This is a genomic window from Streptomyces sp. NPDC042002, from assembly GCF_055588305.1.
The window spans coordinates 16353-38936 of record NZ_JBVJCT010000012.1 but is presented as its reverse complement, the minus strand read 5'-3'; the positions used below and the strand labels follow the sequence as shown (position 1 = coordinate 38936).

The 22584-nt window shown below is 73.6% G+C and carries 17 protein-coding genes and 1 pseudogene; 9 read left to right on the top strand and 9 right to left on the bottom strand.

Going from position 1 to position 22584, the window contains the following annotated elements:
• Nucleotides 1–246 precede the first annotated feature (246 nt).
• Nucleotides 247–3408 carry a sacsin N-terminal ATP-binding-like domain-containing protein gene (locus ACZ6KY_RS19515; protein WP_469311516.1) on the bottom strand — a complete coding sequence of 1054 codons (3162 nt, stop codon included), beginning with the start codon at nucleotides 3406–3408 and terminating at the stop codon, nucleotides 247–249.
• Nucleotides 3409–3764: 356 nt separating this feature from the next.
• Nucleotides 3765–4691, bottom strand: a complete 927-nt coding sequence (locus tag ACZ6KY_RS19510) for a DUF3027 domain-containing protein (protein ID WP_469311515.1) — start codon at nucleotides 4689–4691, stop codon at nucleotides 3765–3767.
• A gap of 468 nt (nucleotides 4692–5159) precedes the next feature.
• Between ACZ6KY_RS19510 and ACZ6KY_RS19505 the strand changes: the two genes are divergently transcribed.
• From ACZ6KY_RS19505 to ACZ6KY_RS19490, 4 genes are all read left to right on the top strand, one after another.
• Entirely contained in the window at nucleotides 5160–6584 is a 1425-nt protein-coding gene (locus ACZ6KY_RS19505; protein ID WP_469311514.1) for an MFS transporter, read from the top strand.
• Nucleotides 6585–6659: 75 nt separating this feature from the next.
• Nucleotides 6660–7166 carry a DUF2771 domain-containing protein gene (locus ACZ6KY_RS19500; protein ID WP_469311513.1) on the top strand — a complete coding sequence of 169 codons (507 nt, stop codon included), beginning with the start codon at nucleotides 6660–6662 and terminating at the stop codon, nucleotides 7164–7166.
• A gap of 26 nt (nucleotides 7167–7192) precedes the next feature.
• A complete protein-coding gene (locus tag ACZ6KY_RS19495; protein ID WP_469311676.1) occupies nucleotides 7193–7891 on the top strand; it encodes a futalosine hydrolase in 699 nt (232 codons plus the stop codon).
• The gene (locus tag ACZ6KY_RS19490) at nucleotides 7875–8777 is read left to right on the top strand and encodes a 1,4-dihydroxy-6-naphthoate synthase (protein ID WP_469311512.1); all 903 of its coding nucleotides are present in this window, start codon (nucleotides 7875–7877) and stop codon (nucleotides 8775–8777) included. The genes ACZ6KY_RS19495 and ACZ6KY_RS19490 overlap by 17 nt, the downstream gene beginning before the upstream one ends.
• Nucleotides 8778–8838: 61 nt before the next feature.
• Here ACZ6KY_RS19490 and ACZ6KY_RS19485 read toward each other — a convergent pair whose 3' ends face one another.
• Nucleotides 8839–9222, bottom strand: a complete 384-nt coding sequence (locus tag ACZ6KY_RS19485; protein ID WP_469311511.1) for a cold-shock protein — start codon at nucleotides 9220–9222, stop codon at nucleotides 8839–8841.
• Between the two features lie 196 nt (nucleotides 9223–9418).
• Between ACZ6KY_RS19485 and ACZ6KY_RS19480 the strand changes: the two genes are divergently transcribed.
• Nucleotides 9419–9670 (top strand): hypothetical protein, encoded by a 252-nt coding sequence (locus ACZ6KY_RS19480; protein WP_037624209.1) that lies wholly within the window; start codon nucleotides 9419–9421, stop codon nucleotides 9668–9670.
• 90 nt (nucleotides 9671–9760) lie between these two features.
• Here the strand turns inward: ACZ6KY_RS19480 and ACZ6KY_RS19475 are convergent, their stop codons facing one another.
• Together ACZ6KY_RS19475 and ACZ6KY_RS19470 are read right to left on the bottom strand one after the other, a co-directional pair.
• On the bottom strand, nucleotides 9761–10381 hold the full coding sequence (locus ACZ6KY_RS19475; RefSeq protein WP_469311510.1) for an HAD family hydrolase: 621 nt from the start codon (nucleotides 10379–10381) through the stop codon (nucleotides 9761–9763).
• 101 nt (nucleotides 10382–10482) lie between these two features.
• Nucleotides 10483–11499 carry a hypothetical protein gene (locus ACZ6KY_RS19470; protein ID WP_469311509.1) on the bottom strand — a complete coding sequence of 339 codons (1017 nt, stop codon included), beginning with the start codon at nucleotides 11497–11499 and terminating at the stop codon, nucleotides 10483–10485.
• 195 nt (nucleotides 11500–11694) lie between these two features.
• Between ACZ6KY_RS19470 and ACZ6KY_RS19465 the strand changes: the two genes are divergently transcribed.
• Both ACZ6KY_RS19465 and ACZ6KY_RS19460 read left to right on the top strand, forming a co-directional pair.
• Nucleotides 11695–14238, top strand: a complete 2544-nt coding sequence (locus ACZ6KY_RS19465) for a helicase-associated domain-containing protein (RefSeq protein WP_469311508.1) — start codon at nucleotides 11695–11697, stop codon at nucleotides 14236–14238.
• Nucleotides 14239–14313: 75 nt separating this feature from the next.
• Entirely contained in the window at nucleotides 14314–15972 is a 1659-nt protein-coding gene (locus tag ACZ6KY_RS19460) for a DNA repair helicase XPB (protein WP_469311507.1), read from the top strand.
• Nucleotides 15973–16326: 354 nt separating this feature from the next.
• On the opposite strand, the gene ACZ6KY_RS19455 is transcribed toward ACZ6KY_RS19460, so the two are convergent.
• Complete coding sequence (locus ACZ6KY_RS19455; protein WP_469311506.1) at nucleotides 16327–16521, bottom strand: hypothetical protein; 195 nt, start codon at nucleotides 16519–16521, stop codon at nucleotides 16327–16329.
• Nucleotides 16522–16923: 402 nt separating this feature from the next.
• Here ACZ6KY_RS19455 and ACZ6KY_RS19450 point away from each other — a divergent pair, with 402 nt between their 5' ends.
• Nucleotides 16924–18993, top strand: a complete 2070-nt coding sequence (locus tag ACZ6KY_RS19450) for a HelD family protein (RefSeq protein ID WP_469311505.1) — start codon at nucleotides 16924–16926, stop codon at nucleotides 18991–18993.
• Nucleotides 18994–19314: 321 nt separating this feature from the next.
• On the opposite strand, the gene ACZ6KY_RS19445 is transcribed toward ACZ6KY_RS19450, so the two are convergent.
• The 3 genes and pseudogenes from ACZ6KY_RS19445 to ACZ6KY_RS19435 form a co-directional block, all read right to left on the bottom strand.
• Entirely contained in the window at nucleotides 19315–20019 is a 705-nt protein-coding gene (locus ACZ6KY_RS19445) for a copper homeostasis protein CutC (protein ID WP_469311504.1), read from the bottom strand.
• 176 nt (nucleotides 20020–20195) lie between these two features.
• Nucleotides 20196–20429: pseudogene (locus tag ACZ6KY_RS19440) on the bottom strand (maleylpyruvate isomerase family mycothiol-dependent enzyme); the annotation flags it as partial.
• A gap of 12 nt (nucleotides 20430–20441) precedes the next feature.
• Nucleotides 20442–21473: a saccharopine dehydrogenase family protein gene (locus tag ACZ6KY_RS19435; protein WP_469311503.1), complete on the bottom strand. Its 1032-nt coding sequence runs from the start codon at nucleotides 21471–21473 to the stop codon at nucleotides 20442–20444.
• Between the two features lie 111 nt (nucleotides 21474–21584).
• On the opposite strand from ACZ6KY_RS19435, the gene ACZ6KY_RS19430 reads away from it, so the two are divergent.
• Nucleotides 21585–22571, top strand: coding sequence for a helix-turn-helix domain-containing protein (locus tag ACZ6KY_RS19430; protein WP_469311502.1), 987 nt, complete (start codon nucleotides 21585–21587; stop codon nucleotides 22569–22571).
• Nucleotides 22572–22584: the final 13 nt, after the last annotated feature.

The following is a 22584-nucleotide window of genomic DNA, read 5'->3' as shown; positions in this document are numbered from 1 at the left end:
GTCCGGCACACGGCCGGGGGCAGCCGCCACCCCAAGTGATCACTGAGCCTGTTGGCTCAGACGAATAGATACACGAGGGTGCGCAAGGGTTGTACGCCGGGTGACGAAATCGTGAACGCATGTGCCACTGGCCGCGCCACGGTTCCCGTACGGCCCCGCGCCGCGGCCGGTCCCGCACGGTCCGGTGCCCCGGCCGACGCGGTCCGCTGGTCCGCCCCGGCCGGTCGGACCAGCGGTCACACCCGATCAGTCGAACCAGCGGTCCCGCGCCAGCTCCTCCGTGCGGGACGGGTCCTCCAGCAGGGCCGCGACCTCGAAGCGGCGCGGCCACTGACCCGCCGACCAGGCGAGTCCGGCGGCGACGCCCTCCACGGTGGAGGCGTGCAGCACCCCGTCCCGGGTGCGGCGCCAGTCGAGTTCGGTGCCGTCGACCACGAGCTCCTCGTGCTCGACGTACGAGGAGGGGGTCCCGGGGCCGAGCAGGACCCGTACGGACTCCGGTACGTCGTGCTCGGTGCCCTCGGAGGTCACCTCGCCGGTGACGGACTCGCTGAGCCGCCGTACCTGGAACAGTTCGGCGAGCTCGGCGGCCCGCGACGGCGGCACCGGCAGCAGCGGTGTCCCGTCGGTGAACGCCAGCAGATCCGGTGAGTCCACGACCACCGCGTCGGCCGCGTCCACGACCCGCACCTCGCCGTCCACGACGGCCCGCAGCTCGTCCGGCAGTGTCACCCGCTCGGGGTCCAGGTCGGCCAACGCGCCGTAGAGGGCGTGCAGTTGGGCGCCGGAGACCTCGCGGTCCGGGTCGGCGAGCCGGTCGAGGAGTTCGGCGGCGCCGCCGGGCTCGTCGAGCAGGGCGGCCACGGACGTACGGACGCCGAGCGCCCGCAGCACCTGTTCGTCGTCGAAGCCGGTCGCGTCGGCCTCGTCGTACAGACCGCGGAGCAGCGGATCGCCGCCGGCGGCGAGCAGACCGGCCGGGCGGCGCCCGTCGAGCACCGGATGCCCGCGCAGCCACCAGGCCGTGTACGGCCGGACGATCTCGTGCGTGCCGTCCGGCAGCAGAACGCGCACCTGCTGGGTGATCGCGTCCCGCAGCGGCGGCTGGGCGAGCAGCGCGAGGGCCTGTGGCCACCGGTCGTCGTCCACCAGGTCCAGATCCCGTACGGCGACGATCTCGGTGGCGACGGGCGGCACCGGCGAATCGGGCAGCCGGTCCAGGACGTCCTCGCACCACACGTCCACCGCGTCCAGCAGACCCGCGTCGTCGGGCTCGGCGAAGTCCCCGTCGCGCGGCTCCAGTTCGTCCGGATCGAGGACGACATCGGTGGCGCGCACCAGGGCGAAGCCCGCGAGGACTCCGCAGGCGGCGAGCGGCTGCTCACCCCAGCGGTCGGCCAACTCGGAGTCGACGAAGGCGAGTTCGTCCTCGCGCATGACCTGGGCGAACGGGCTGCCGGGCAGCACGAGTTCACCGGCGGGCACCAGCTCCCCCTCGTCGTCCGGCAGCGCGAGAGCGCCGAGCCAGGGCTCGTCGCCGGGTTCGAGGGCGGCGTCGCGGACCAGCGCGAGAACGGTGTCCGCCAGCTCCTCCGCGTCCGGGGTGTCCTCGTCCCACGCACCGCCCTCGTCGTCGAGCGAGGCGGCCACGGCGGCCCGCACCTGCGGGGTGGTGAGCACCGCGCGGGGCGAGGCCGGGAGAGCGCCGAGCTTCTCCAGGAGCGGGTGGGCGGCGTCCGGGTGCGCGACCTTGAGGCCGAGCCGGGCGAGCGTGTCGGGGGCCACCAGGGACCCCTCGGCGGTGGGCAGCAGGATCTGGCGGGGCCCGATCGTCGTCCGGCCGTCGGCCAGCGGCACCGGCAGTCCGGACAGCCGGTCCGGGTCGACCCCGGCCAGGCTGTCGTACAGGCGGTACCACCACTCCGGGTCCTTCTCCAGACCGGCCAGCCGGTCCACGGCCTCGGTGAGCGGAACCCGGGCGACGCCCAGCGTGCGCAGTTCCACCCGCCGCTCCAGCCCGGCGGGCAGCAGGCTGGGCAGCACCTCGGCGAGCACCCGGACGGTGTCGGCGCCCGCGCCCTCCACCACCTCGGCGTCACGCGGCCGCAGGGCGACGGGGTTCTCCGCGGGGCTGCTCTCGGGCCAGTCCTCCGGGGTGTCGGCGGCCGGCATCCGGTCGGGCGGGGCGGCGGGCGGCAGGAACGCGGTGCGCGGCAGCCGGTCCAGGATCGCCTGGCGCAGCGCGCCGTCCAGCTCGCCCTTGCCGAGCGGGCCGGGCACCAGGTCGATGATCCCGGTGTCCACCGGCCGCCAGCCGGCGAGGAGTTCGGCGTAGGCGTCCGCCGCGCGCTCCACCAGGAAGTCGGTCAGCGGGCCGGGGGCGGCGTGCCGCCGGGTGGTGTCGAGCGGGAGGGAGGCGATGAGGAGCGCGGGCACGCCGAGGGCTTCGTCGCTCGGCGTCGGCGCGTGCACGACGGGGCTCGTCCGCGGGCGGGCCGGGGCTCCCTCGGCGTCGACCGGGACGGCCCAGGTCACGGACCAGTGCGGGCGCAGCCGCTCCTCGACCGGACGGTCGGCGAGCAGGGCGGGGTCGAGGGGGCCGTGCCGGTCGAGGGTGCGGTAGCGGGTCGCGCCGTCGCGGGAGTCGTCGATGACGGCCCCGTGCTCGGCGGCGGCGCGGCGCAGGGTGCGGATCTCCGCGTCGCCGATCTCGACGACCACTTCCTCCAGGCCGGGAAGGGCGAGGAGCAGGGCGTCGTCGATGTTCCGCAGCAGGCGCTCGGCCAGGTCCTCGGCGGCGGTGTCGCGCAGCGGCAGGATCACGGCGGTGTCGTACGGGTCCGGGGCGGTGCCCTCGGCCGCGAACGGCAGCCGCAGCAGCGGCACATGACCGTCCCGTCGGCGGATCTCGTCACCGAGGCCGGGGCTGTTCCCGGCGGTGTCTGCGGCGAGACCGCGGGCCTCCGCGAGCGCCCAGCGGACACCGCCGTGGCGCCCGACGACGGCGGGCTCGTCCGTGACGGCGAGGACCGCGGCGAAGCCGACACCGAAACGGCCCACGGCCGTGTCGTGCGCGTCCCGCTTCGCGGAGGCGCGGAGGGTGGCGAGCGACTCGACTCCGGCCGCGTCGAGGGGAGCGCCGGTGTTGGCCGCCACCAGGACGCCGTCGCGGAGGGTGAGGCGCAGCCGGCCCGGGGTGCCGGCGCGGGCCGACGCGTCGGCGGCGTTCTGGGCGAGCTCCACGACGAGCCGGTCGCGGTAGCCGCCGAGGACGAGGTCCTCCTCGGCGTTGGCGTCCTCCCGGAACCGGGCCGGGCTGGTCGCCCAGGCGTCCAGTACGCCGCGGCGCAGGCGCGCCGTGCCGAACGGGTCCGTACCCTCGGCAGCCGGCCGCACGAACTTACTCACGGGTTCACTCTCCCTCTCGCCTGGCGCGACCGCGAATGCTGCGCCGGGTCGCGGCACGAAGGTACCGCGCGCTCTCCCTGGTTCCCGCCGCCGCGTGCCGCCCCTCAGGGGCAAGACCCAGCCCCTGAGGCCCATCCCGCTGGCGCGGGCGCAGGATTCAGCCCCTCCGGCCCATCCCCGGGCGCAGGACTCAGCCCCTCCGGCGCTTGAGGAGCGGGGTCTGGGGCGCGGAGCCCCAGGTTCGGGACGGGCAGGGGCGGAGGGGGCGGAAGAAGGCTGTGCCTGTGCCGGGGTGAGGCGGGTGCGGCTCCCCGGGGGAGGTACGCCCCAGGGAGGGAAGGCCGCCGCCTCGGGGGCTACGAGTGGCCGAGTTCGGCCGTGGACTCGTCGGGGGTCGCGGGCACCGAGCCCGAGTCCGGGGACGGACGCAGCGGGAACGGGTCCACCTGGGTCTCGTCGATCACCGGAAGCGGCGGTCGCGGAGGCGTCGGCATGACCGCGGCTTCGGAGTGCCCACCGCACCCGTACGCCAGAGACACCACACGCCCGTCCGCCGGCGAGAACTCATTCGCACAGACACCGAACGCCTGTCCGAGTGAACCCCCGATGCGGTTCAGGAAGCCACAGCTGACGCACGACGCGGGCGCGGCCTGCGCCATCACCGTCTTGGGTCCGTACGACTCCTCCCAGCGGTCGGCCGCGACATGCAGCCCGTACCGGGAGAGCACCCGGGCCCTGCGCAGCCCCAATTCCTCGGCCACGGAGGCGATCGAGCCCCGGCGCGGAACCATCGGCAGGTTCGCGGGCGTGCCCGCGGTCACCTCCGCGTCCTCCGCCTCCACCAGCTCGGCCATGTCCTCGGAGACCGCGGAGTTCGGCGCGGGCTCGTCCTCGCCGGAGTAGCCCGGCTCCAGCCGCAGATCCTCGGCGTCCGTGGGCAGCAGGTCCCCGGGGCCCATGTCGCCGGGGCGGAGCCGCTCGCTCCACGGCACCCACTCCGGGGCCAGCAGCGCGTCCGTGCCGGGCAGCAGCACCGTCTCGTCGAGGGTGACGTTCTTCGCCCGGGAGGCGCGGGCCACGGTCGACGCCCAGCGCCAGCCGCGGTACCCGGGTTCCTTGCACTCGAAGTAGTGCGTGACAACGCGGTCTCCCTCGGAGACCATTCCGAGGTGCTCGCCGACGATGCCGGGATGGGCGGCTTCCTCCGCTGCCGCGCGGGCGAGGTCGACGGCCTCGGCGCACAGACGGTCCGGGGTGCGGCTTCGCGTTGTCGCTGCGCTCACAGGTATCGCTTCTCTCCTACGCCGTCTCACGGGTGCGCCCATCCTCAGCGGGGGTGCGGACGGAGCGGACCGTTGGGCCGCGTCGACGTCCGCGCCCGATCGCACTCGGGCGCACCTACGCCATCCATTCTGCGGGATGACCGAGAGGCGCGCGGCCGAGAACAATCGCCGCAGGCGCGTTACGCACGCTACCTTCTCCTGGCCCCTGGGCCCACACCGGCGGGCGTCTTCGGCGCTCCACGCCGGGATCTTTGCCGCTCCGCGGCGATATCTCCGGCGCTCCGCGCCAAGAGTTTCCCACCCGCACCACCTGTCTCACCCCGCCAAAAAGCGACCCGCCCGACCCAGGCCCGTCCAGCCCCGCCGAACGTGATCCGCCCCGTCGAAATGTGATCCGCCCGGCCCCACTCGGCCCCCATACGCGCGGTAACCGCACTACGCACCCCGAAGTCGGGGCACTATGACGGAGTGGCATCCGCAAGGTCGCCCCAGGGAGCAACCGGTATCGGTGGCGCCAAGGGGAGTAACCGGAATGGCGGATCGGGCCGGGTGACCGGGTCCGTCCGTGCGGTGGGGCATGCCCTGCAGTTCCCGGTCAAGCGGACGGCGCGCGGCATCCGGAAGGCGACCCACGCGCACGGAGCGGGCGAGTCCGGCCTCGGCAAACTGATCGAGCTGCACGCGGTGAACGGCGCGGGCGACGTCATGATCACGGTCGCGCTGGCCTCCACGGTGTTCTTCTCCGTGCCGACCGACGAGGCCCGCGGCAGAGTCGCCCTCTACCTCGGCATCACGATGGCGCCGTTCGCCCTCCTCGCCCCGGTGATCGGCCCGCTGCTCGACCGTCTGCCGCACGGCCGGCGGGCCGCCATGGCGGGCTCGATGCTCGCCCGGGCGATGCTCGCGCTGATGCTGGCGGGGGCCGTCGTCAGCGGAACGTTCGAGCTGTATCCCGCCGCGCTCGGCGTGCTCGTCGCCTCCAAGGCGTACGGCGTGGTGCGCAGTGCCGTCGTGCCCCGGCTGCTGCCACCGACGTTCTCCCTGGTCAAGGCCAACTCCCGGGTCACTCTGGGCGGGCTCCTGGCCACCGGTGTGGCCGGGCCGATCGCCGCCGTGCTCCAGACGCTGGGGGCGCGCTATCCGCTCTACGGCGCCTTCACGATCTTCATCGGGGGCACCTTCCTGTCGTTCTCGCTGCCGCCCAAGGTCGACTCCGCCAAGGGCGAGGACAAGGCGCTGCTCGCCGCCGACGAGGAGCATCTGCACGGCCCGCACCTGAAGAAACCCCCGCGCCCCGGGCTGCGGACCGTGGGGACGGCCGTCACCCACGCGCTCGGCGCCAACTCCTCGCTGCGCTGCCTGTCCGGCTTCCTGATCTTCTTCCTCGCCTTCCTGCTGCGTGAGCACCCGCTCAGCGGCAAGAGCGCGGCGGTCTCGCTCGGCCTGGTGGTCGTCTCGGCGGGCGTGGGCAACGCGCTCGGCACGGCTGTCGGAGCCTGGCTGAAACAGCGCGCCCCGGAGATCATCATCGTGACGGTGGTGGCGTTCGTGCTGGGTGCCGCGATCACGGCGGCGCTCTTCTTCGGGACTCTGATGGTGGCGTGCCTCGCCGCGGTCGCCGGGTTCGGGCAGGCCCTCGCCAAGCTGTCCCTGGACGCCCTGATCCAGCGCGACGTCCCCGAACTTGTCCGGAACTCGGCCTTCGCCCGCTCCGAGACACTGCTCCAGATGGCCTGGGTCCTCGGCGGGGCCATCGGTATCGCGATGCCGCTCAACGGCCCGCTCGGCCTCTGGGTGGCCGCCGGGATCGTCGCCGTCGGGTGGCTGACGACCGTGCGGGGGCTGCTCTCCGTGGCCCGGCGCGGCGGATCGGCCCGGCAGCGCGTCTCCTGAGCCGCGCGGGGGCCACACACGGCACGCCGCACCCCACGTGGGGGCACGGGTGGGCGCGCCCGATAGCCTTCGGCCATGACCTCCCTGCCCCGCGGCAGAGCCGCTAATGGACAACGCGCTGCGCGCCGTCGCCGCGCCGTCGCCACGGTCGGCGCCGTTTCCGCCGGACTCCTCGCCCTGTCCGCCTGTGACAAGCCGACACCGATGGCCACCGTCACCGTCGGAACGAAGTCGGTGAGCTCCGAGGCCGACTGCTACAACGACGGCAACGTCCTGAAGACCGCGGACCTGACCAGCTGCCTGCGGTCCAAGGACATCAAGTCCATCGGCGTCGACCCCGACGCGACCGTGCGGTTCGGCGTGGACCCGAAGATCGCCGACAACGGCTGGACGATCCTGCTGAACGGGCAGCAGCTCCTGCCCGAGAGCACCAAGAAGACGTACCTGACCATTCCGGGCAGCGTGTTCTTCAACCAGCAGTACGGCGCCAACGCCACGTCGAACGTCATCTCCGTCAAGGAGGGTGACAAGACGGTCAAGGGCCTGTGGTCGTTCAAGTTCAAGAAGGACTCGGACAACTGATCGCCGCCGCCGGGCCGAAGGTGCTCGTGGCCACCGCCGTCTCCGCGGAGAGGGAAGCGGTGGCCGCGGCGTCGTCCGGCACGGCGCGCGAGATACGGCTTCCGGGGGCGACGCTCCACCGGCTCGGTGGGCTCGATCTGCTCGCCGCCGGTGTCGGCCCCGGCCTCGCCGCCGCCTCCGTCTCCGCCGCGCTGACCGCTGCCGCCCTGGACGGCGCGCCCTACGGCCTCGTCGTCTGCGCGGGCATCGCCGGTGGATTCCAGCCCGGCGCGCCCGTGGGATCGCTCGTGATCGCCGACGACATCGTCGCGGCGGACCTGGGCGCGGAGGCACCGGAAGGCTTCCTCCCGGTCACCGAGCTCGGCTTCGGGACCGTCAGCCATCGGCCGCCGGAATCACTCGTACGAGGGGCCGTGGCCGTCACGGGTGGACGCGCCGGAACTGTGCTCACGGTGTCGACCGTGACCGGCAGCGCCGCTCGCGCCGCCGAACTGCGTGCCCGCCATCCGCGGGCCCTCGCCGAGGCGATGGAGGGGTTCGGGGTGGCCGAGGCGGCCGGCGCGCACGGCGTGCCGGTGCTGGAGATCCGCGCGGTGTCCAATCCCGTCGGCCCGCGCGACCGCGCCGCGTGGCGCGTCGGCGACGCCCTCGCGGCCCTCACCGAGGCCTTCGGGAAGCTGGGGCCCCTCCTGGAGAGTTGGAACCCGCATGAGCGCACACACTGAATCCGCCGAAGCCCTGCGGATCGCCTATTCGCCCTGCCCCAACGACACCTTCGTCTTCGACGCCTGGGCGCACGACCGGATCCCGGGCGCGCCCGCGCTGGACGTGACCTTCGCGGACATCGACATCACCAACGGCATGGCCGAGCGCGGCGAGTTCGACGTGCTGAAGGTGTCGTACGCCGTGCTGCCGTACGTCCTCGACACCTACGCGCTGCTGCCGTGCGGCGGCGCGCTCGGGCGGGGCTGCGGGCCGCTCGTGCTGACCGGGGAGGCGGGCGCTGGGGTCACCTCGCCGCTCGGGGGAAGCCTGGAGCCCGGGGGACTCACGGGTCGTACCGTCGCCGTGCCCAGCGAGCGGTCGACGGCGTATCTGCTGTTCCGGCTGTGGGCGGCGGAGACGGTTCCCGGCGGGGTCGGCGAGATCGTGGTCATGCCGTTCCACGAGATCATGCCGGCCGTGCGGGACGGGAAGGTCGACGCGGGGCTCGTCATCCACGAGGCGCGTTTCACGTACCAGGACTACGGGCTGCACAAGCTCGCCGACCTGGGCGAGCACTGGGAGCGGACCACCGGGCTGCCGATCCCGCTGGGCGCGATCATCGCCAGGCGGTCGCTGGGAGCGGAGCGGCTCCGGGAGCTCGCCGACGCCGCCCGCGCCTCGGTCCGCGCCGCCTGGGACGATCCCGAGGCGTCCCGCGGCTATGTCCTGGAACACTCCCAGGAGATGGACCCGAGCGTCGCGGACCAGCACATCGGCCTGTACGTCAACGAGTTCACGGCCGATCTGGGCGACGACGGATACGCGGCGGTCCGCGGACTGCTCACGCGCGCGGCGGCCGAGGGACTGGTGCCGCCCCTCGGCCCGAACGCGCTGGACTTCCCCTGATCTCTCCCCCGGACCTCTCCGGACGCTCCTCAGCCCCTGGCCGGGGGCCGCTGACGGGCGGTCATACGTCGAGCTGGTCGGCGACCGCGCGCAGCAGGCCCGCGATCTTCTTGCCGGAGGCCTTTTCGGGGTAGCGGCCCTGCTCCAGGGCGGGCGTGATGTTCTCGAGGAGGGTCGTCAGGTCCTGGACGATGGAGGCCAGTTCGTCCGGCTTGCGGCGCTGGGCCGCCGCGACCGAGGGGGCCGGCTCCAGAAGGGTCACCGAAAGCGCCTGATCGCCGCGCTGACCGGCGACGACACCGAACTCGACGCGCTGGCCGGGCTTGAGGGCGTCTACTCCGGCGGGCAGGACCGAGGAATGGACGAAGACGTCGCCGCCGTCGTCACGGGAGAGGAAGCCGAAGCCCTTCTCGGAATTGAACCACTTGACTTTGCCGGTGGGCACGTCTGTCCTCGTCCTCGTACTCGTCGGGAACTTCTCTGGAACGGCTCGGGTGGTTGCAGGGGCAACTGCCCGTAAAACGCCTCTGGATAGCACTGGAGCGGGTCCGCCGACCCGCCGGTACCAAGGCTAATGGTCCGTCGGTTCGTGACAAGACGTCGCTGGATTGTTCCTTCGCGCAGGGAACTACCCTGGTCGGGTGCGTGACAAAACCCAAGCGAATTCCCCAGAAGCCGGTGACCGGCTGATCCGTGCCGGTGCCATCGTGTTCTTCATCGGAGCGTTGGCCACACTGGTCACCGTGGCACCGCTGTTGCTCGGTACGAAACCTTTCCCGTTCTACATGTTCGGCTTGAGCATGCTCATGGGCGTCGGATTCCTGCTGGCGGCGGCCGGCGTGCTCCAGTCCGCCGCGCAGGGCCGCCGCCGGGCGCGCGCCGCGCGTTCCTGACGGCACTCGTCACCGACCCCTTCCGGCCCGTTCCCGGCGCGTCCCTGACGGCGGCCGTTCCGGCGGACCGGTGTCGGCGCCGTCATGCCCTCACCGGTGGTTCTCCAGCCAGGCCGGGAACTCCGTGAGATCGCCGAGGACGACGTCCGCGCCCGCCGCGCGCAGTTCCTCGGCGTCGCACGGCCCGGTCGCCACGGCCACGGCGTACGCCCGCGCCGAGTGCGCGCCGCGTACGTCGCCGGTGTGGTCGCCGACGTACACGCTCGCGCCGTGCTCGCGCAGCGCCACCGCCTTCTGCTCGGCCCACAGGCTGCCGACGAGTTCGTCCGCGTCGATGCCCAGGTGGTCCAGGTGCAGCCTGGCGTTGGGCTCCCACTTCGCGGTCACGACGACCGTGCGCCCGCCCGCCGCCCGCACCGCCGCGACGGCCTCGCGCGCGCCGGGCATCGCGAGGGTGCCGGTGATCGCGTACGTGGGGTACATCCCGCGGTAGAGGTCGGCCGTCGCCTGGACCTCCTCGGCGGGGAACCAGTTGGCGAGTTCGTCCTCCAGCGGCGGGCCGAGCCGCGTGACCACGAGATCCGAGTCGATGTACGTCCCGGTCCGCGCCGAGATCGCCTCGTAGCAGGCGTGGATCCCGGGCCGGGAGTCGATCAGGGTCATGTCGAGGTCGAAGCCGACGGTCAGCGCAGGGGAAGTCATATAAGCCATTGTGCCCAGGGCACCGGATGTACGGTCCAGGCATTTTCCGGAGGCCGGTCCAGGTCGTTGCGAGCGCCGCGAGCGCCGGGCGTCACCGGTCGCACCGGGCCTCAGCGGCCTCGCTGGGAGCGCCAGACCAGGTACAGGGCCGAGGTGACCGCCGCGCCGCGGACGACCCAGGGCCAGGTCTGGGCCATCGCGTCGTTCATGTGGCCCTCGGCGATCGGGGTGCCCCAGCGGCCGTTCGTACGGCCCCACAGCCAGACGATGCCTGCCGTGGCCGACAGTCCCGGCAGGACGAGGACGGCCCACTTCGATTCCGCGGGGCTCAGCCGGCGCGAGCCGTAGGCGATCAGCCAGCCGAGGCCGAGCGCGAACCAGTTGCCGAGGACGGCGCCCGCGACGAGGAGGGCGGCGGCGAGCAGGAGCAGGGGGTTGGTGTAGCCGCCCAGGCGCGGGAGGCGGCGGGGGAAGCGGCGCCTGACGGCGGCCTCGGCGGCCGGTTCGTCCTCGGGGCCCGGTGCCGCCACCGTGTCCTTGGCCGGGGTCGCGTCGTCCTCGGCTCCGCGGTCCTTGTCCCCCGGGGGCGGCTTGAGCAGCTCGGGGATCTCCACGCCGCCGACGAACCCCGGCACGCTGTCGCCGAGCCCGAAGGGGCTGTCGGTCGCGCGCCACCAGTCCGGCCGGGTCGCGCTGTCGCCCAGTTCGTGGGCGCTCGCCAGGTGGGGCGGGGACGGTGTGTCGGCCCCCGCGCTCCCGGCGGGCCGCTCCTGCGAGGGGCGCGGGCGGGGGACGACGCGGCGCAGTCCCTTGGGGCGCTCCTCCGGTTCGGCGGCGGCACGCTGGACGGGCACGGCGGCCCAGGTCCGCGTACCGGCTCCGCTGCCGCTGCCGTCGGTGCCCCGTCCGGCCGCCGCGACGATCTCGTCGGGGCTGCCGAGGCGGTCGAGGATGCGGCGGACGGCGGCGGGGCTGTCGACGGTGGTCTTCGCCCGGCGGCGGTCGATCTCGCCCCGCAGCTCCGACACCAGGCGCATCCGGGTCGCCGACGGCAACTGCCGCCGCTGGGCCAGGTCGCCGACCCGGCTCAGATAGTCGAAGACCAGCTGGTCGCTCTCGATCCCCACGAAGTCCCCTCCGGGGCCGGTGCGTTGGATACCCCGCGGTGACGAAGGTACCGGTTTTCCCGTGTGCGGGAGCGACCCGCCCGGGGCTCGGGCAGCCGTACGACCGTCGCCGGCCGCCCGGGCCGCACGACCGTCGGACGATCCACGGGCCGGGGGCCGGTCCCGGGGAGCGCGCCACCCGCTAACGTTGAGAGGATGAGCCCCGAGACGACCGCCCCGCGGTCCCTGGCGGAAGCCCTCCGCGCGCGGGACGACGCCTCACTGTCCGCCCTTCTGCGGTCCCGGCCGGACCTGATCACCCCCGTCCCCACGGATCTCACCCAGCTGGCCACCCGGGCGGGCACGCGAGCGTCGGTCGTCCGCGCCCTGGAGCGTCTGGACCGTTTCACGCTACAGACGGCGGAGGCGCTGGCGGTGGCGCGGGAACCGGCGACGTACGACGAACTGCTCGGGCTGCTGGCGGGCGACGACGCCGACCCCACGGTCACGGCGGCCTTCCCGCACGCGCTCGGGACCCTGCGCGAGCAGGCGCTCCTGTGGGGCGGCGACGACCGTCTCCGGCTCGTGCGGACGGCACGGGAGCTGCTCGCCCCGTCGCCGCAGCACCCGTCCCCGACGGGGCTCGGGCCGACGGTCGGCGAGGCCACGGCGGGCATGTCGCCGGGGCGCATCCAGGAGATCGTGGCCACGGCGGGGCTGGCGTCCACCCATGACTCCGTGTCGGCGGTGGCGTCGCTGAGCGCCCTGTTCGCCGACCGGAGCCGGATGTCGGCGCTGCTCGACGAGGCGCCCGCCGAGGCGATCGAGGTGTTGTCCCGGCTGGTGTGGGGGCCGCCGTACGGGCAGGTGACGGCCGAACCGGCGGCGCATCTGCGCTGGCTGATCGGGCGGGGGCTGCTGCTGCCGACGGGTCCCGGCACGGTCGTTCTGCCCCGGGAGGTCGCCCTGCATCTGCGGGCGGGCCGCGCGCACCGGGTGACCGAGCCGGTGGCGCCCGCGGTCGAGGCCGCGACGACGCACCGTCCACAGGTTGTGGACGCCGCCGCGGCCGGCCAGGCGTACACGACGCTGGCGACCGTCGAGGAGCTGCTGAAGGACTGGCACGAGGGCGGTCCCGCGGTGCTGCGCGCGGGCGGGCTGAGTGTGCGGGACCTGAAGCGGACGGCGGTGGCGCTCGACGTCTCCGAGCCGATCGCCGCGTTCTGGGTGGAACTCGCCTACGGGGCGGGCCTGCTGGCGTCGGACGGCGAGGCGGAGGAACGGTACGCGGCCACGCCGGCCTACGACGCGTGGCTGGAGCTGCCCGCCGCGGAGCGCTGGGCGCGGCTCGCCTCGGCGTGGCTCGCGGCGACCCGCACGACGGGACTGGTCGGCGGACGGGACGCGAAGGACCGTACGCTCTCGGCGCTCGGCCCCGGCCTCGACCGGTCCGCGGCGCCCGAGGTCCGCCACCGCGTCCTCGCCCTCCTCGCCGAACTGCCCGAGGGCGCGACGCCCGCCACGGACTCCCTCCTCGCCCGGCTGTACTGGGAACGGCCCTCGCGCAGCGCCCGGCCCGCGCCGGACGACCTGCGCGCCCGGCTGACCCGCTGGACGCTGTCCGAGTCGGAGCTGCTCGGGGTGACCGGCCGGGGCGCGCTGTCCGCGCAGGGGCGGGCGCTGCTTGGTCTGCCGGCGACGGCGGGCGCGAAGGGCGCGGAGCCGTCCGGCCCGGGTGACAAGCTCCCCGCCCACAAGCGGCACCACCCCGTGACCGCCCCCGTGCCGCACTCCCCCGCCGAGCGGGCCGCGGCGGCGACCCGAGCCGCCAGGCTCCTGGCTCCGCTGCTGCCCGAGCCGCTCGACCACGTCCTGCTCCAGGCGGACCTGACGGCGGTCGCGCCCGGCCCCCTGGAGCGTCCGCTGGCCGACACCCTCGGGGTGCTCGCGGACGTCGAGTCCAAGGGCGGGGCGACGGTCTACCGCTTCACTCCGGGCTCGGTGCGCCGGGCGCTCGACGCGGGCCGTTCGGCGTCCGACCTGCACGCGTTCCTCGCCGCCCACTCCCGTACGCCGGTCCCGCAGCCGCTGGCCTATCTGATCGACGACATGGCGCGCCGGCACGGCCATCTGCGGATCGGGGCGGCGTCGGCGTACGTCCGCTGCGACGACGAGGCGGTGCTCAACGAGATCCTCGCCGACAAGCGTTCGCAGGAGTTCGGGCTGCGGCGGATCGCGCCCACGGTGCTGGCCGCGCAGACCGATCCGGCGAGCCTGCTCACCGGCCTCAGGTCGATGGGTTTCGCGCCCGCCGCCGAGTCGGCGGAGGGTGACGTCCTGATCAGCCGGGCGCACGCCCACCGCACCCCGCCGCGCACCGCCCCGGAGCCCGTCCCGGACGGCCCGCCGGTGCCCGACGCCACCCTCCTCGGCGCCGCGGTCCGCGCGATCCGGGCCGGGGACCTCGCCTCCACCGCCCCGCGCAAGGAGGACCCGGCCGCCGGCGGTCCCGGCAACGGCGGGCTGCCCCGCACCAGCCCCGCCGAGACCCTCGCGACCATGCAGGCCGCCGTCATGACGGGCGAGGCGGTGTGGATCGGCTACGTGAACGCCGAGGGCTCCGCCAGCCAGCGCGTCATCGCCCCCATCCGGGTCGAGGGCGGCTTCGTCACGGCGTACGACCACACCGCGGACGAGGTCCGCACCTATCCGCTGCACCGGGTCACGGGCGTCGCGGAGCTGGCCGACGACCAGCCGTGATCACCCGCCGGTAGGGCACACTGGACGTTTGGCCGAGCATCCGCGCCGGGTGCCGCCACGCAGAAAGGGACGCGTGTGAACGGACCGCTCATCGTCCAGTCCGACAAAACGCTTCTGCTCGAAGTCGATCATGAGCTGGCCGACGCCTGCCGTCGGGTCATCGCCCCCTTCGCCGAGCTGGAGCGGGCGCCCGAGCACATCCACACCTACCGGGTGACGCCGCTCGGCCTGTGGAACGCGCGGGCCGCCGGGCACGACGCCGAGCAGGTCGTGGACGCGCTGGTGGAGTTCAGCCGCTATCCGGTCCCGCACGCGCTGCTCGTGGACATCGCCGAGACGATGGACCGCTACGGACGGCTCACGCTGAGCAAGCATCCGGCCCACGGACTCGTCCTCACCACCACCGACCGGCCCGTCCTCGAAGAGGTGCTGCGTTCCAAGCGGGTCGCCCCGCTCGTCGGCAACCGGATCGACGCCGACACGGTGGCCGTGCACCCCTCCGAGCGCGGCCAGATCAAGCAGACCCTGCTGAAGCTGGGCTGGCCGGCCGAGGACCTCGCCGGGTACGTCGACGGCGAGGCGCACGCCATCGAGCTCGCCGAGGACGGCTGGGCGCTGCGGCCCTACCAGCGGCAGGCCGTGGAGAACTTCTGGCACGGCGGGTCCGGTGTGGTCGTGCTGCCCTGCGGCGCGGGCAAGACGCTCGTCGGGGCCGGTGCCATGGCGCAGGCCAAGGCGACCACGCTCATCCTCGTCACCAACACCGTCTCCGCCCGGCAGTGGAAGCACGAGCTGGTGAAGCGGACCTCGCTGACCGAGGAGGAGATCGGCGAGTACAGCGGTACGCGCAAGGAGATCCGCCCGGTCACCATCGCCACCTACCAGGTGCTGACGACCCGGCGGAAGGGTGTCTACCCGCACCTCGAACTCTTCGACTCCCGCGACTGGGGCCTCATCCTCTACGACGAGGTCCATCTGCTGCCCGCTCCCGTCTTCAAGTTCACCGCCGACCTCCAGGCCCGGCGCCGGCTGGGGCTGACCGCCACGCTCGTACGGGAGGACGGGCGCGAGTCGGACGTCTTCTCGCTCATCGGGCCCAAGCGGTTCGACGCGCCCTGGAAGGAGATCGAGGCGCAGGGTTACATCGCGCCGGCCGACTGTGTCGAGGTGCGGGTGAACCTCACCGACTCCGAGCGGATCGCGTACGCCACCGCCGAGGCGGAGGAGAAGTACCGCTTCTGCGCCACGACGGCGACCAAGCGGAAGGTGACCGAGGCGCTGGTCCGCAGGTTCGCGGGTCAGCAGATCCTCGTGATCGGCCAGTACATCGACCAGCTCGACGAGCTGGGCGAGCATCTGAACGCGCCCGTCATCAAGGGCGAGACCAGCAACGCCCAGCGGGAGAAGCTGTTCGACGCCTTCCGGGAGGGCGAGATCAGCGTCCTCGTCGTGTCGAAGGTCGCCAACTTCTCCATCGACCTGCCGGAGGCCACGGTGGCCATCCAGGTCTCGGGCACGTTCGGCTCCCGCCAGGAGGAGGCCCAGCGCCTGGGCCGCGTCCTGCGCCCGAAGGCCGACGGCCACAAGGCCCACTTCTACTCCGTGGTCGCCCGCGACACGATCGACCAGGACTTCGCCGCCCACCGCCAGCGCTTCCTGGCGGAACAGGGTTACGCCTACCGGATCATGGACGCCGACGAACTCCTGACCGACAAAGAGACCGACAAGGAGTGAACTCCCCGGGCGGGCCCGGCCCCCGGGCGGGTAGCCGGGCGCCGACGCCCCAGCGGGCCGTCGGCGTTCGGCAGGATGCCACTCGGCCGCGCTGAACAGGGCTGCCGCCCGACGGACGCGGAGCACCCGGCCGGGGTTCGCCGGCGTGCGGCGGAACGCGGCTCAGCCGCGCAGGGGCGGCTCGCGGCCCAGAGACGGGGCTCTCCTGCTCCCGGACGGGTGGCCAGGCCATCAAGCGACGGACAGGCCGTCGGCGTGCGGCGGGATGCCGCTCAGCCGCGCCGGGTCGGCTTGCGGGGCCGCCGACCCGGGCCGGGGTTCCGGGTAGCGCGGCAGAAGGGGCGGGCGTACGCGTCAGTGGTGGCGGACGCCTGCTTCTTCGCCGTATTCGCCGAGGAGCACGACACCGAGCGCCGCTCGCGCGAACACCTTGACGGCGCGCACGGCGTCGCCGAGGCGGTGCCGATGGTGGACGGAGGTGACGGCCGTCGCGCCTCGCGCGACAGGCCCGGGATGGGCAGGACCTTGGGTGAAAGTGGCTGCACTCATATCTCCATGGTGCGCACTGATACGCCGAATGGCGTCGGTCTTCGGACCGAACCTCGCCACCCCCCAGGTACGGCTCCGGGCCCCCCGCCGTACGCCCTACGACGGACACCACCCCCTAGGGTCCCCGGGTGCCCGACCCTGACAAGGCAGTCGGGGAGCGGAAAACCCGTTGGCCCCGGCATCCGTCCGTCGCCTAGAATCTTCGCTCTTGCCCGCCTCCCTTCGCGGAGTGCCGCCGCCCGGCCGGAAACCGGACGGCACCTGGAATCACACCGGATTCCGCACGGATTCCGCACGGATTCCCAACGAAATCCGCAGAGATCCACGATCTGCGTCACCCCACAAGCACTCCAAGCACTCCCGAAGCACTCCCGAAGCAGGTTTCCCCGGAGGCAATTCCGCGTGTCCACTCTGTCCGACAGTCCGTCCGGCGCCCCGTCCGAGTCCGACGATCCCCTGTCCCGCGAGCGCGCCCACCTCTCCGAGTCCCGTTCGGCGCTCCGCGCGATGCGCGAGGACGCGGAGAACCTCGACATCCGCGACGTCACCGCGAACTGGGTGAACGCCGAGGTGCTGCACCGGCAGATCGGCGAGCGGATCAAGGCCCTCGCCGACCTCAGCCACACCCCGCTGTTCTTCGGACGGCTCGACTATCTGCACCCGCCGGGCTCCGACCGGGCGGAGGGCGCGGAGGGCGAGCGGTTCTACATCGGGCGCCGGCATGTCCACGACGCCGGCGGCGACCCGATGGTCATCGACTGGCGCGCGCCGGTGTCGCAGCCGTTCTACCGGGCCTCGAAGAAGGACCCGCTGGACGTCGGACTGCGCCGCCGCTTCGGCTACACCGGCGGCGACCTCACCGCCTACGAGGACGAGCACCTCTCCGACCCGGCCGAGGCCGCGGCCACCAGCAAGCTGCTCCAGCAGGAGATCGAGCGCCCGCGCGTCGGTCCGATGCGCGACATCGTGGCGACCATCCAGCCGGAACAGGACGAGATCGTACGGTCCGGGCTGTCCGGTTCGGTCTGTGTGCAGGGAGGTCCCGGCACCGGGAAGACCGCCGTCGGCCTGCACCGGGTCGCGTATCTGCTGTACGCGCACCGGGAGCGGCTCGCCCGCACCGGCACCCTGGTCATCGGGCCGAACAAGTCCTTCCTGCACTACATCGAGCAAGTCCTGCCCGCACTCGGCGAATTGGAGGTCAGGCAGGCGACCGTCGACGACCTCGTCGCGCATGTCGAGGTGCGTGGCGACGACGACTCGGCCGCGGCCGTGCTCAAGGGCGACGCCCGGATGGCCCAGGTGCTGCGCCGGGCCGTCCGCTCGCACGTGACCATCCCGGCGGAGCCCGTCGTGGTGGTCAGGGGATCACGGCGCTGGCGTGTCCCGGCGTACGAACTGGAGGAGATCGTCAGGGAGTTGCTCGGCCGGGACATCCGGTACGGCGCCGCCCACCAGGCCCTTCCGCAGCGGATCGCGCACGCCGTGCTGGTCCAGATGGAGCGCTCCGGGGAGGCCCCGGACGACCGGGTGCAGGACGCCGTCGCCCGCAACGCCGCCGTGAAGGCCGCCGTCAAGGCGATCTGGCCGCAGGTCGACCCCGCGAAGCTCGTGCTCCGGCTGCTGACCGACGCGGAGTTCCTCGCCGAGCACGCGGAGGGGCTGCTCGACGAGGGCGAGCAGAAGGAGATCCTCTGGGCGAAGCCGGTGCGCGGCGTGAAGGCGGCCAAGTGGTCCGCCGCCGACGCCGTGTTGATCGACGAGGCCACCGACCTGGTCCAGCGCACGCACTCCCTCGGGCACGTGGTGCTCGACGAGGCGCAGGACCTGTCGCCGATGCAGTACCGCGCGGTGGGACGGCGCTGCACGACGGGGTCGGCGACCGTGCTCGGGGACCTGGCGCAGGGGACGACCCCTTGGGCGACCCGGAGCTGGGAGGAGGCCCTCGGCCATCTGGGCAAGGGGGACGCCGTCGTCGAGGAGCTGACGGCGGGTTTCCGCGTCCCCACGGACGTCATCACCTACGCGTCCCGGCTGCTGCCGCACATCGCGCCCGGTCTCACACCGGTCGCGTCGGTGCGCGAGAACCCGGGCTTCTTCGAGGTGCGCGCGAGCGCGGCGGACGCCGAAGTCCTGGGCGCGGTGGAGGAGTTGCTGGGCCACGAGGGGTCGGTCGGGCTGATCGCCGCCGACGCCCGGATCCCGGTGCTCGCCGAGGCGCTGACGGCGGCCGGACGGACGTATCTCGGTCCCGGCGAGGAGACGACGGCCGAGACCCGGCTGACCCTGGTACCGGCCTCGCTCGCCAAGGGCCTGGAGTACGACTACGTGGTCCTGGACGAGCCGCGGGCCGTCGTCGACGGCGAGCCGGACGAACGCACCGGCCTGCGCCGCCTGTACGTGGCGCTCACCCGTGCGGTCTCGGGGCTGATCGTGACGCACGCGGCGCCGCTCCCGGCCGAGCTGACCTGACCGGCCGGACCGGCGCGACCGGTCTCACCGGCCGAGCCGATCCGGACCCGACCCGCCGCGCGGCCTGACCCGCCGACCGGTTGGCGACCTCCGGCGTAACGCCGGCCTGACCCGCCAACCGCTCGGCGCGAGGCCCTACTTGAACTTCCCGTCGGCGGCCGGACGCCGAACCGGCCAAGGAGGAAGGCGTTCCACGCGTCGAGGGGACGGCGCTCTCCACCTCGGCCGAGAGGACGGCGCCCTGTACGTCGGCCGAGAGGACGGCGACCTGTACGTCGGCCGAGGGGGCGGCGACCTGTACGTCGGCCGAGGGGGCGGCGCCTACGCGTCGAGGGCTGTCCGCCATTCCCGTACCGCCTCCGCCGAGACCGGTCCCGTCCAGCCTCCCGGACGGGCGGCACCGCCGATGTGGAAGGCGTCGAGGCCCGCGGCGCGCAGCCCCGGCACATGGTCGAGGCGCAGACCGCCGCCGACCATGATCCGCGGCTCGTATCCCGGTTCACCGCGGCGGGCGGACTCGGCCGCGAGGACGGAGAGCCCGTCGTCGACGCCCGTCGGGGACCCGGCGGTCAGATAGGCGTCGAGGCCGGGCAGGTCCGCGAGCTGCTTGCGCAGGGCGTCACGGTCGGCGGCGCGGTCGATCGCGCGGTGGAAGGTCCAGCGGCAGCCGTCCAGTCCGTCGACGATCCGCTCCACCGTGGTCAGGTCGGGTCCGCCGTCCTCGTCCAGGAATCCGAGCACGAACTCGTCCGCGCCCGCGTCCCGCAGCTCCCCCGCGACCCGTACGAGCGTGTCGACGCCCCGCGCGCCGCCCGCCGCGAAGCCGTCCGACAGGCGCAGCATCACACGCAGGGCGATGTCGACGGAGGCACGGATCCCGGCGAAGGTCTCCACCGACGGAGTCAGCCCGTCGGCCGCCATGTCGGTGACCAGCTCCAGCCGGTCCGCACCGCCGGCCTGAGCGGCGACCGCGTCCTCCACGTCGAGGGCGATCACCTCCAGGACTGCGCTCTTCCGCTCGCTCATCGGACCTCTTCCCTTGGGCCGCTACAGGTCTAGTCCAATCCAAGAGTACGCGGGCGGAAGCGGGGGCGCGAGAAGATCACGGCGAGTGGAGGGACCGTCGAGGGTTTTCCCCTCCGGCCCCTCCCTTCCCCACGGTTCGGCCCAACCGTGCGGCCCCACCCGTGCGGCTCTGCCGTTCAGCCGAACAGATTGAGCTCTTCCTCCCCGGCCCCCACCAGCTCGTACGCCGTCGTCTTCGCGACCGGCCGGCCCGCGCAGAGCCGTACGAGGGTCGCGGCGCCGCCGATGTAGCGGGCCGGGGGCCGGTCGCCGGGGACGCCACCCAGGCGCAGGGGGTCGTCGAGGTCCGCGGGCAGCGGCACATGACCGCGTTCCCGGCCGGCCCGGACCAGGAGCGTGAGGGCGTGCGGGGTGTGCGCCCGCTACCGGCGCAGTTCGAAGGAGATGTGCGGGGACAGCGCGCGGAGGAAGTCGGGGGCGTCGAAGATCTTCCCGGCGGAGGCGACACCGACCGTCCTGGTGCGGCCCGTGAGGATACGGTCGACCGCTTCCACCACGAGCGGCGCGGTGACGGCGTAGATGTCCCGGCCCCGCGCCACGGCCCGCCGTTCGGCGCCCGCGGAGCGTACGACGACGTCGACGACGAAGGTCTGCCCGGACCGCCCGCGCTCGTCGACCGCACGCGGCGCCGGGGTGTCCGGGGCCGCCAGTTCCCCGGCCGCCTCGACGGTCATGTAGGTGCGCACCTCGGGGACGGCGAGGTGGCTGGGCACGGTGACCACGTCGGCCATCGAGAACTCCCCGATGACGGTCCGCGGACCCGTCGGGTCGGGGAACGGCCACTCCAGGGTGGGCGGGGCGTCCTGGCGGTACTCCAACTGCCCGTTGGAGTACCGGACGCGCCGGCCGCCGCGCCGCTCCCGGGAGACCGCGCCCGCGGCACGCGTACCGGCGGTGGGGTGCCAGCCGCTCAGCCCGTACGCGATGTGCGCCTCGTCGGCCGCCGTCCACTCGCCCATCGCGGCGGTGGCCAGCAGGTCGCCGAAGCCGCCGTAGAAGGCCATGGCGGGGACGATCACCGTTCCCGCGGCGCGGGCGCGCTCCGAGAAGTGCGCGAACGTGTCGAGGTTGGCCTCGATCTCGGCCGCCACGTCCACGTACGGGATCCCGGCGCGCAGGGCCGCCTCGATCACGGGGGCGGCCGTCGTGGCGAAGGGCCCGGCACAGTTGACGACAGCCGCCGCACCGGCCAGCGCGTGGTCGAGCGAGGCCGGATCGTCGACCGAGGCCGGGCGGACGTCGAGTCCGGGGTGCGAGGCCGCCAGTTCCTTCAGCTTCTCGGCGTCCCGGCCGGAGAGGACCGGGACGAACCCGCGCTCCAGCAGTTCCGCCACCACGAACCGTCCGGTGTGCCCGTACGCGCCGAACACCGTCACCGCCTGCCCCGACTCCATGGGTTCTCCCCCGTGCTCGAAGTGAACTGCCTTGATCCGTCACGGACATCCTGTCGAGGACGGACGTCCCGCACGAGTGTCCGGAACGCCACGCCCCATACAATTCCGGACATGACTTCTGTCGCGCTGGCCGTCACCGACGGGATGCTCCACTTCGAACTGGCCCTGGCCTGCGAGGTCTTCGGCTCCGCGCCGGCCGCCGTGACGGGCCCCTGGTACGACCTCGCGCTGTGCGGGCCGAAGGCCGTGCGGGCGGGCCGGTTCCGGCTGGAGCCCGACCACGGCTTCGACCAACTCCCGCGTGCCGACACGGTGATCGTCCCGGGCTGGGCCGACATCGACCGGGAGCCGCCCGCCGTCCTGGTCGACGCGGTGCGCGCGGCCCACGAGGCGGGCGCGCGCGTGGCCTCCCTGTGCACCGGCGCGTTCGTCCTGGCCGCCGCGGGCCTGCTGGACGGGAAGCGCGCGACCACGCACTGGGCGCACACCCGGGCCCTGGCCGCCCGCCATCCCCGGGTGACGGTGGATCCGGACGTCCTCTACGTGGACAACGGCAGGGTGCTCACCTCCGCGGGCAAGGCCGCCGCCATGGACCTGTGCCTGCACCTCGTACGCCTCGACCACGGTTCGTCGGTCGCCAACACCGTCGCCCGCCATCTGGTCGTGCCACCCCATCGGGACGGCGGCCAGGCCCAGTTCGTCACCACCCCGGTGCCCGCCCCCGACCACCACCCGCTCGCCGAGCTCTTCCCCTGGATCCTCGAACGGCTGGACCGTCCGCTGACCGTGGAGGACCTGGCCCGCCAGGCGCGGATGAGCTCGCGCAACCTGGGCCGCCACTTCAGGTCGGTGACCGGCACCACCCCGCTGCAATGGCTGCTGACCCAACGGATCCGCCACGCACAGGAGTTGCTGGAGACCACCGACGCCGGTGTCGACACCATCGCGGCGGCCACCGGCATGGGCACCGCCACGACGCTGCGCCGCCACTTCAACCGCACGGTCGGCGTGCCTCCGGACGCCTACCGCCGCACCTTCCGCGCCCGGACCCGCCCCGCCCGGGACGACAGCGAGCGGCCACTCCTCGGGCGCGCCTGAGCCGGCAGCCCCT

What these genes read in the sequence shown, in the direction of transcription:
- ACZ6KY_RS19445 (WP_469311504.1), bottom strand. Translation starts at nt 20,019, where the DNA reads ATGAGCGAGCGGAAGAGCGCAGTCCTGGAGGTGATCGCCCTCGACGTG.
- ACZ6KY_RS19490 (WP_469311512.1), top strand. Translation starts at nt 7,875, where the DNA reads ATGAGCGCACACACTGAATCCGCCGAAGCCCTGCGGATCGCCTATTCG.
- ACZ6KY_RS19465 (WP_469311508.1), top strand. Translation starts at nt 11,695, where the DNA reads ATGAGCCCCGAGACGACCGCCCCGCGGTCCCTGGCGGAAGCCCTCCGC.
- ACZ6KY_RS19430 (WP_469311502.1), top strand. Translation starts at nt 21,585, where the DNA reads ATGACTTCTGTCGCGCTGGCCGTCACCGACGGGATGCTCCACTTCGAA.
- ACZ6KY_RS19455 (WP_469311506.1), bottom strand. Translation starts at nt 16,521, where the DNA reads ATGAGTGCAGCCACTTTCACCCAAGGTCCTGCCCATCCCGGGCCTGTC.
- ACZ6KY_RS19500 (WP_469311513.1), top strand. Translation starts at nt 6,660, where the DNA reads ATGACCTCCCTGCCCCGCGGCAGAGCCGCTAATGGACAACGCGCTGCG.
- ACZ6KY_RS19475 (WP_469311510.1), bottom strand. Translation starts at nt 10,381, where the DNA reads ATGGCTTATATGACTTCCCCTGCGCTGACCGTCGGCTTCGACCTCGAC.
- ACZ6KY_RS19435 (WP_469311503.1), bottom strand. Translation starts at nt 21,473, where the DNA reads ATGGAGTCGGGGCAGGCGGTGACGGTGTTCGGCGCGTACGGGCACACC.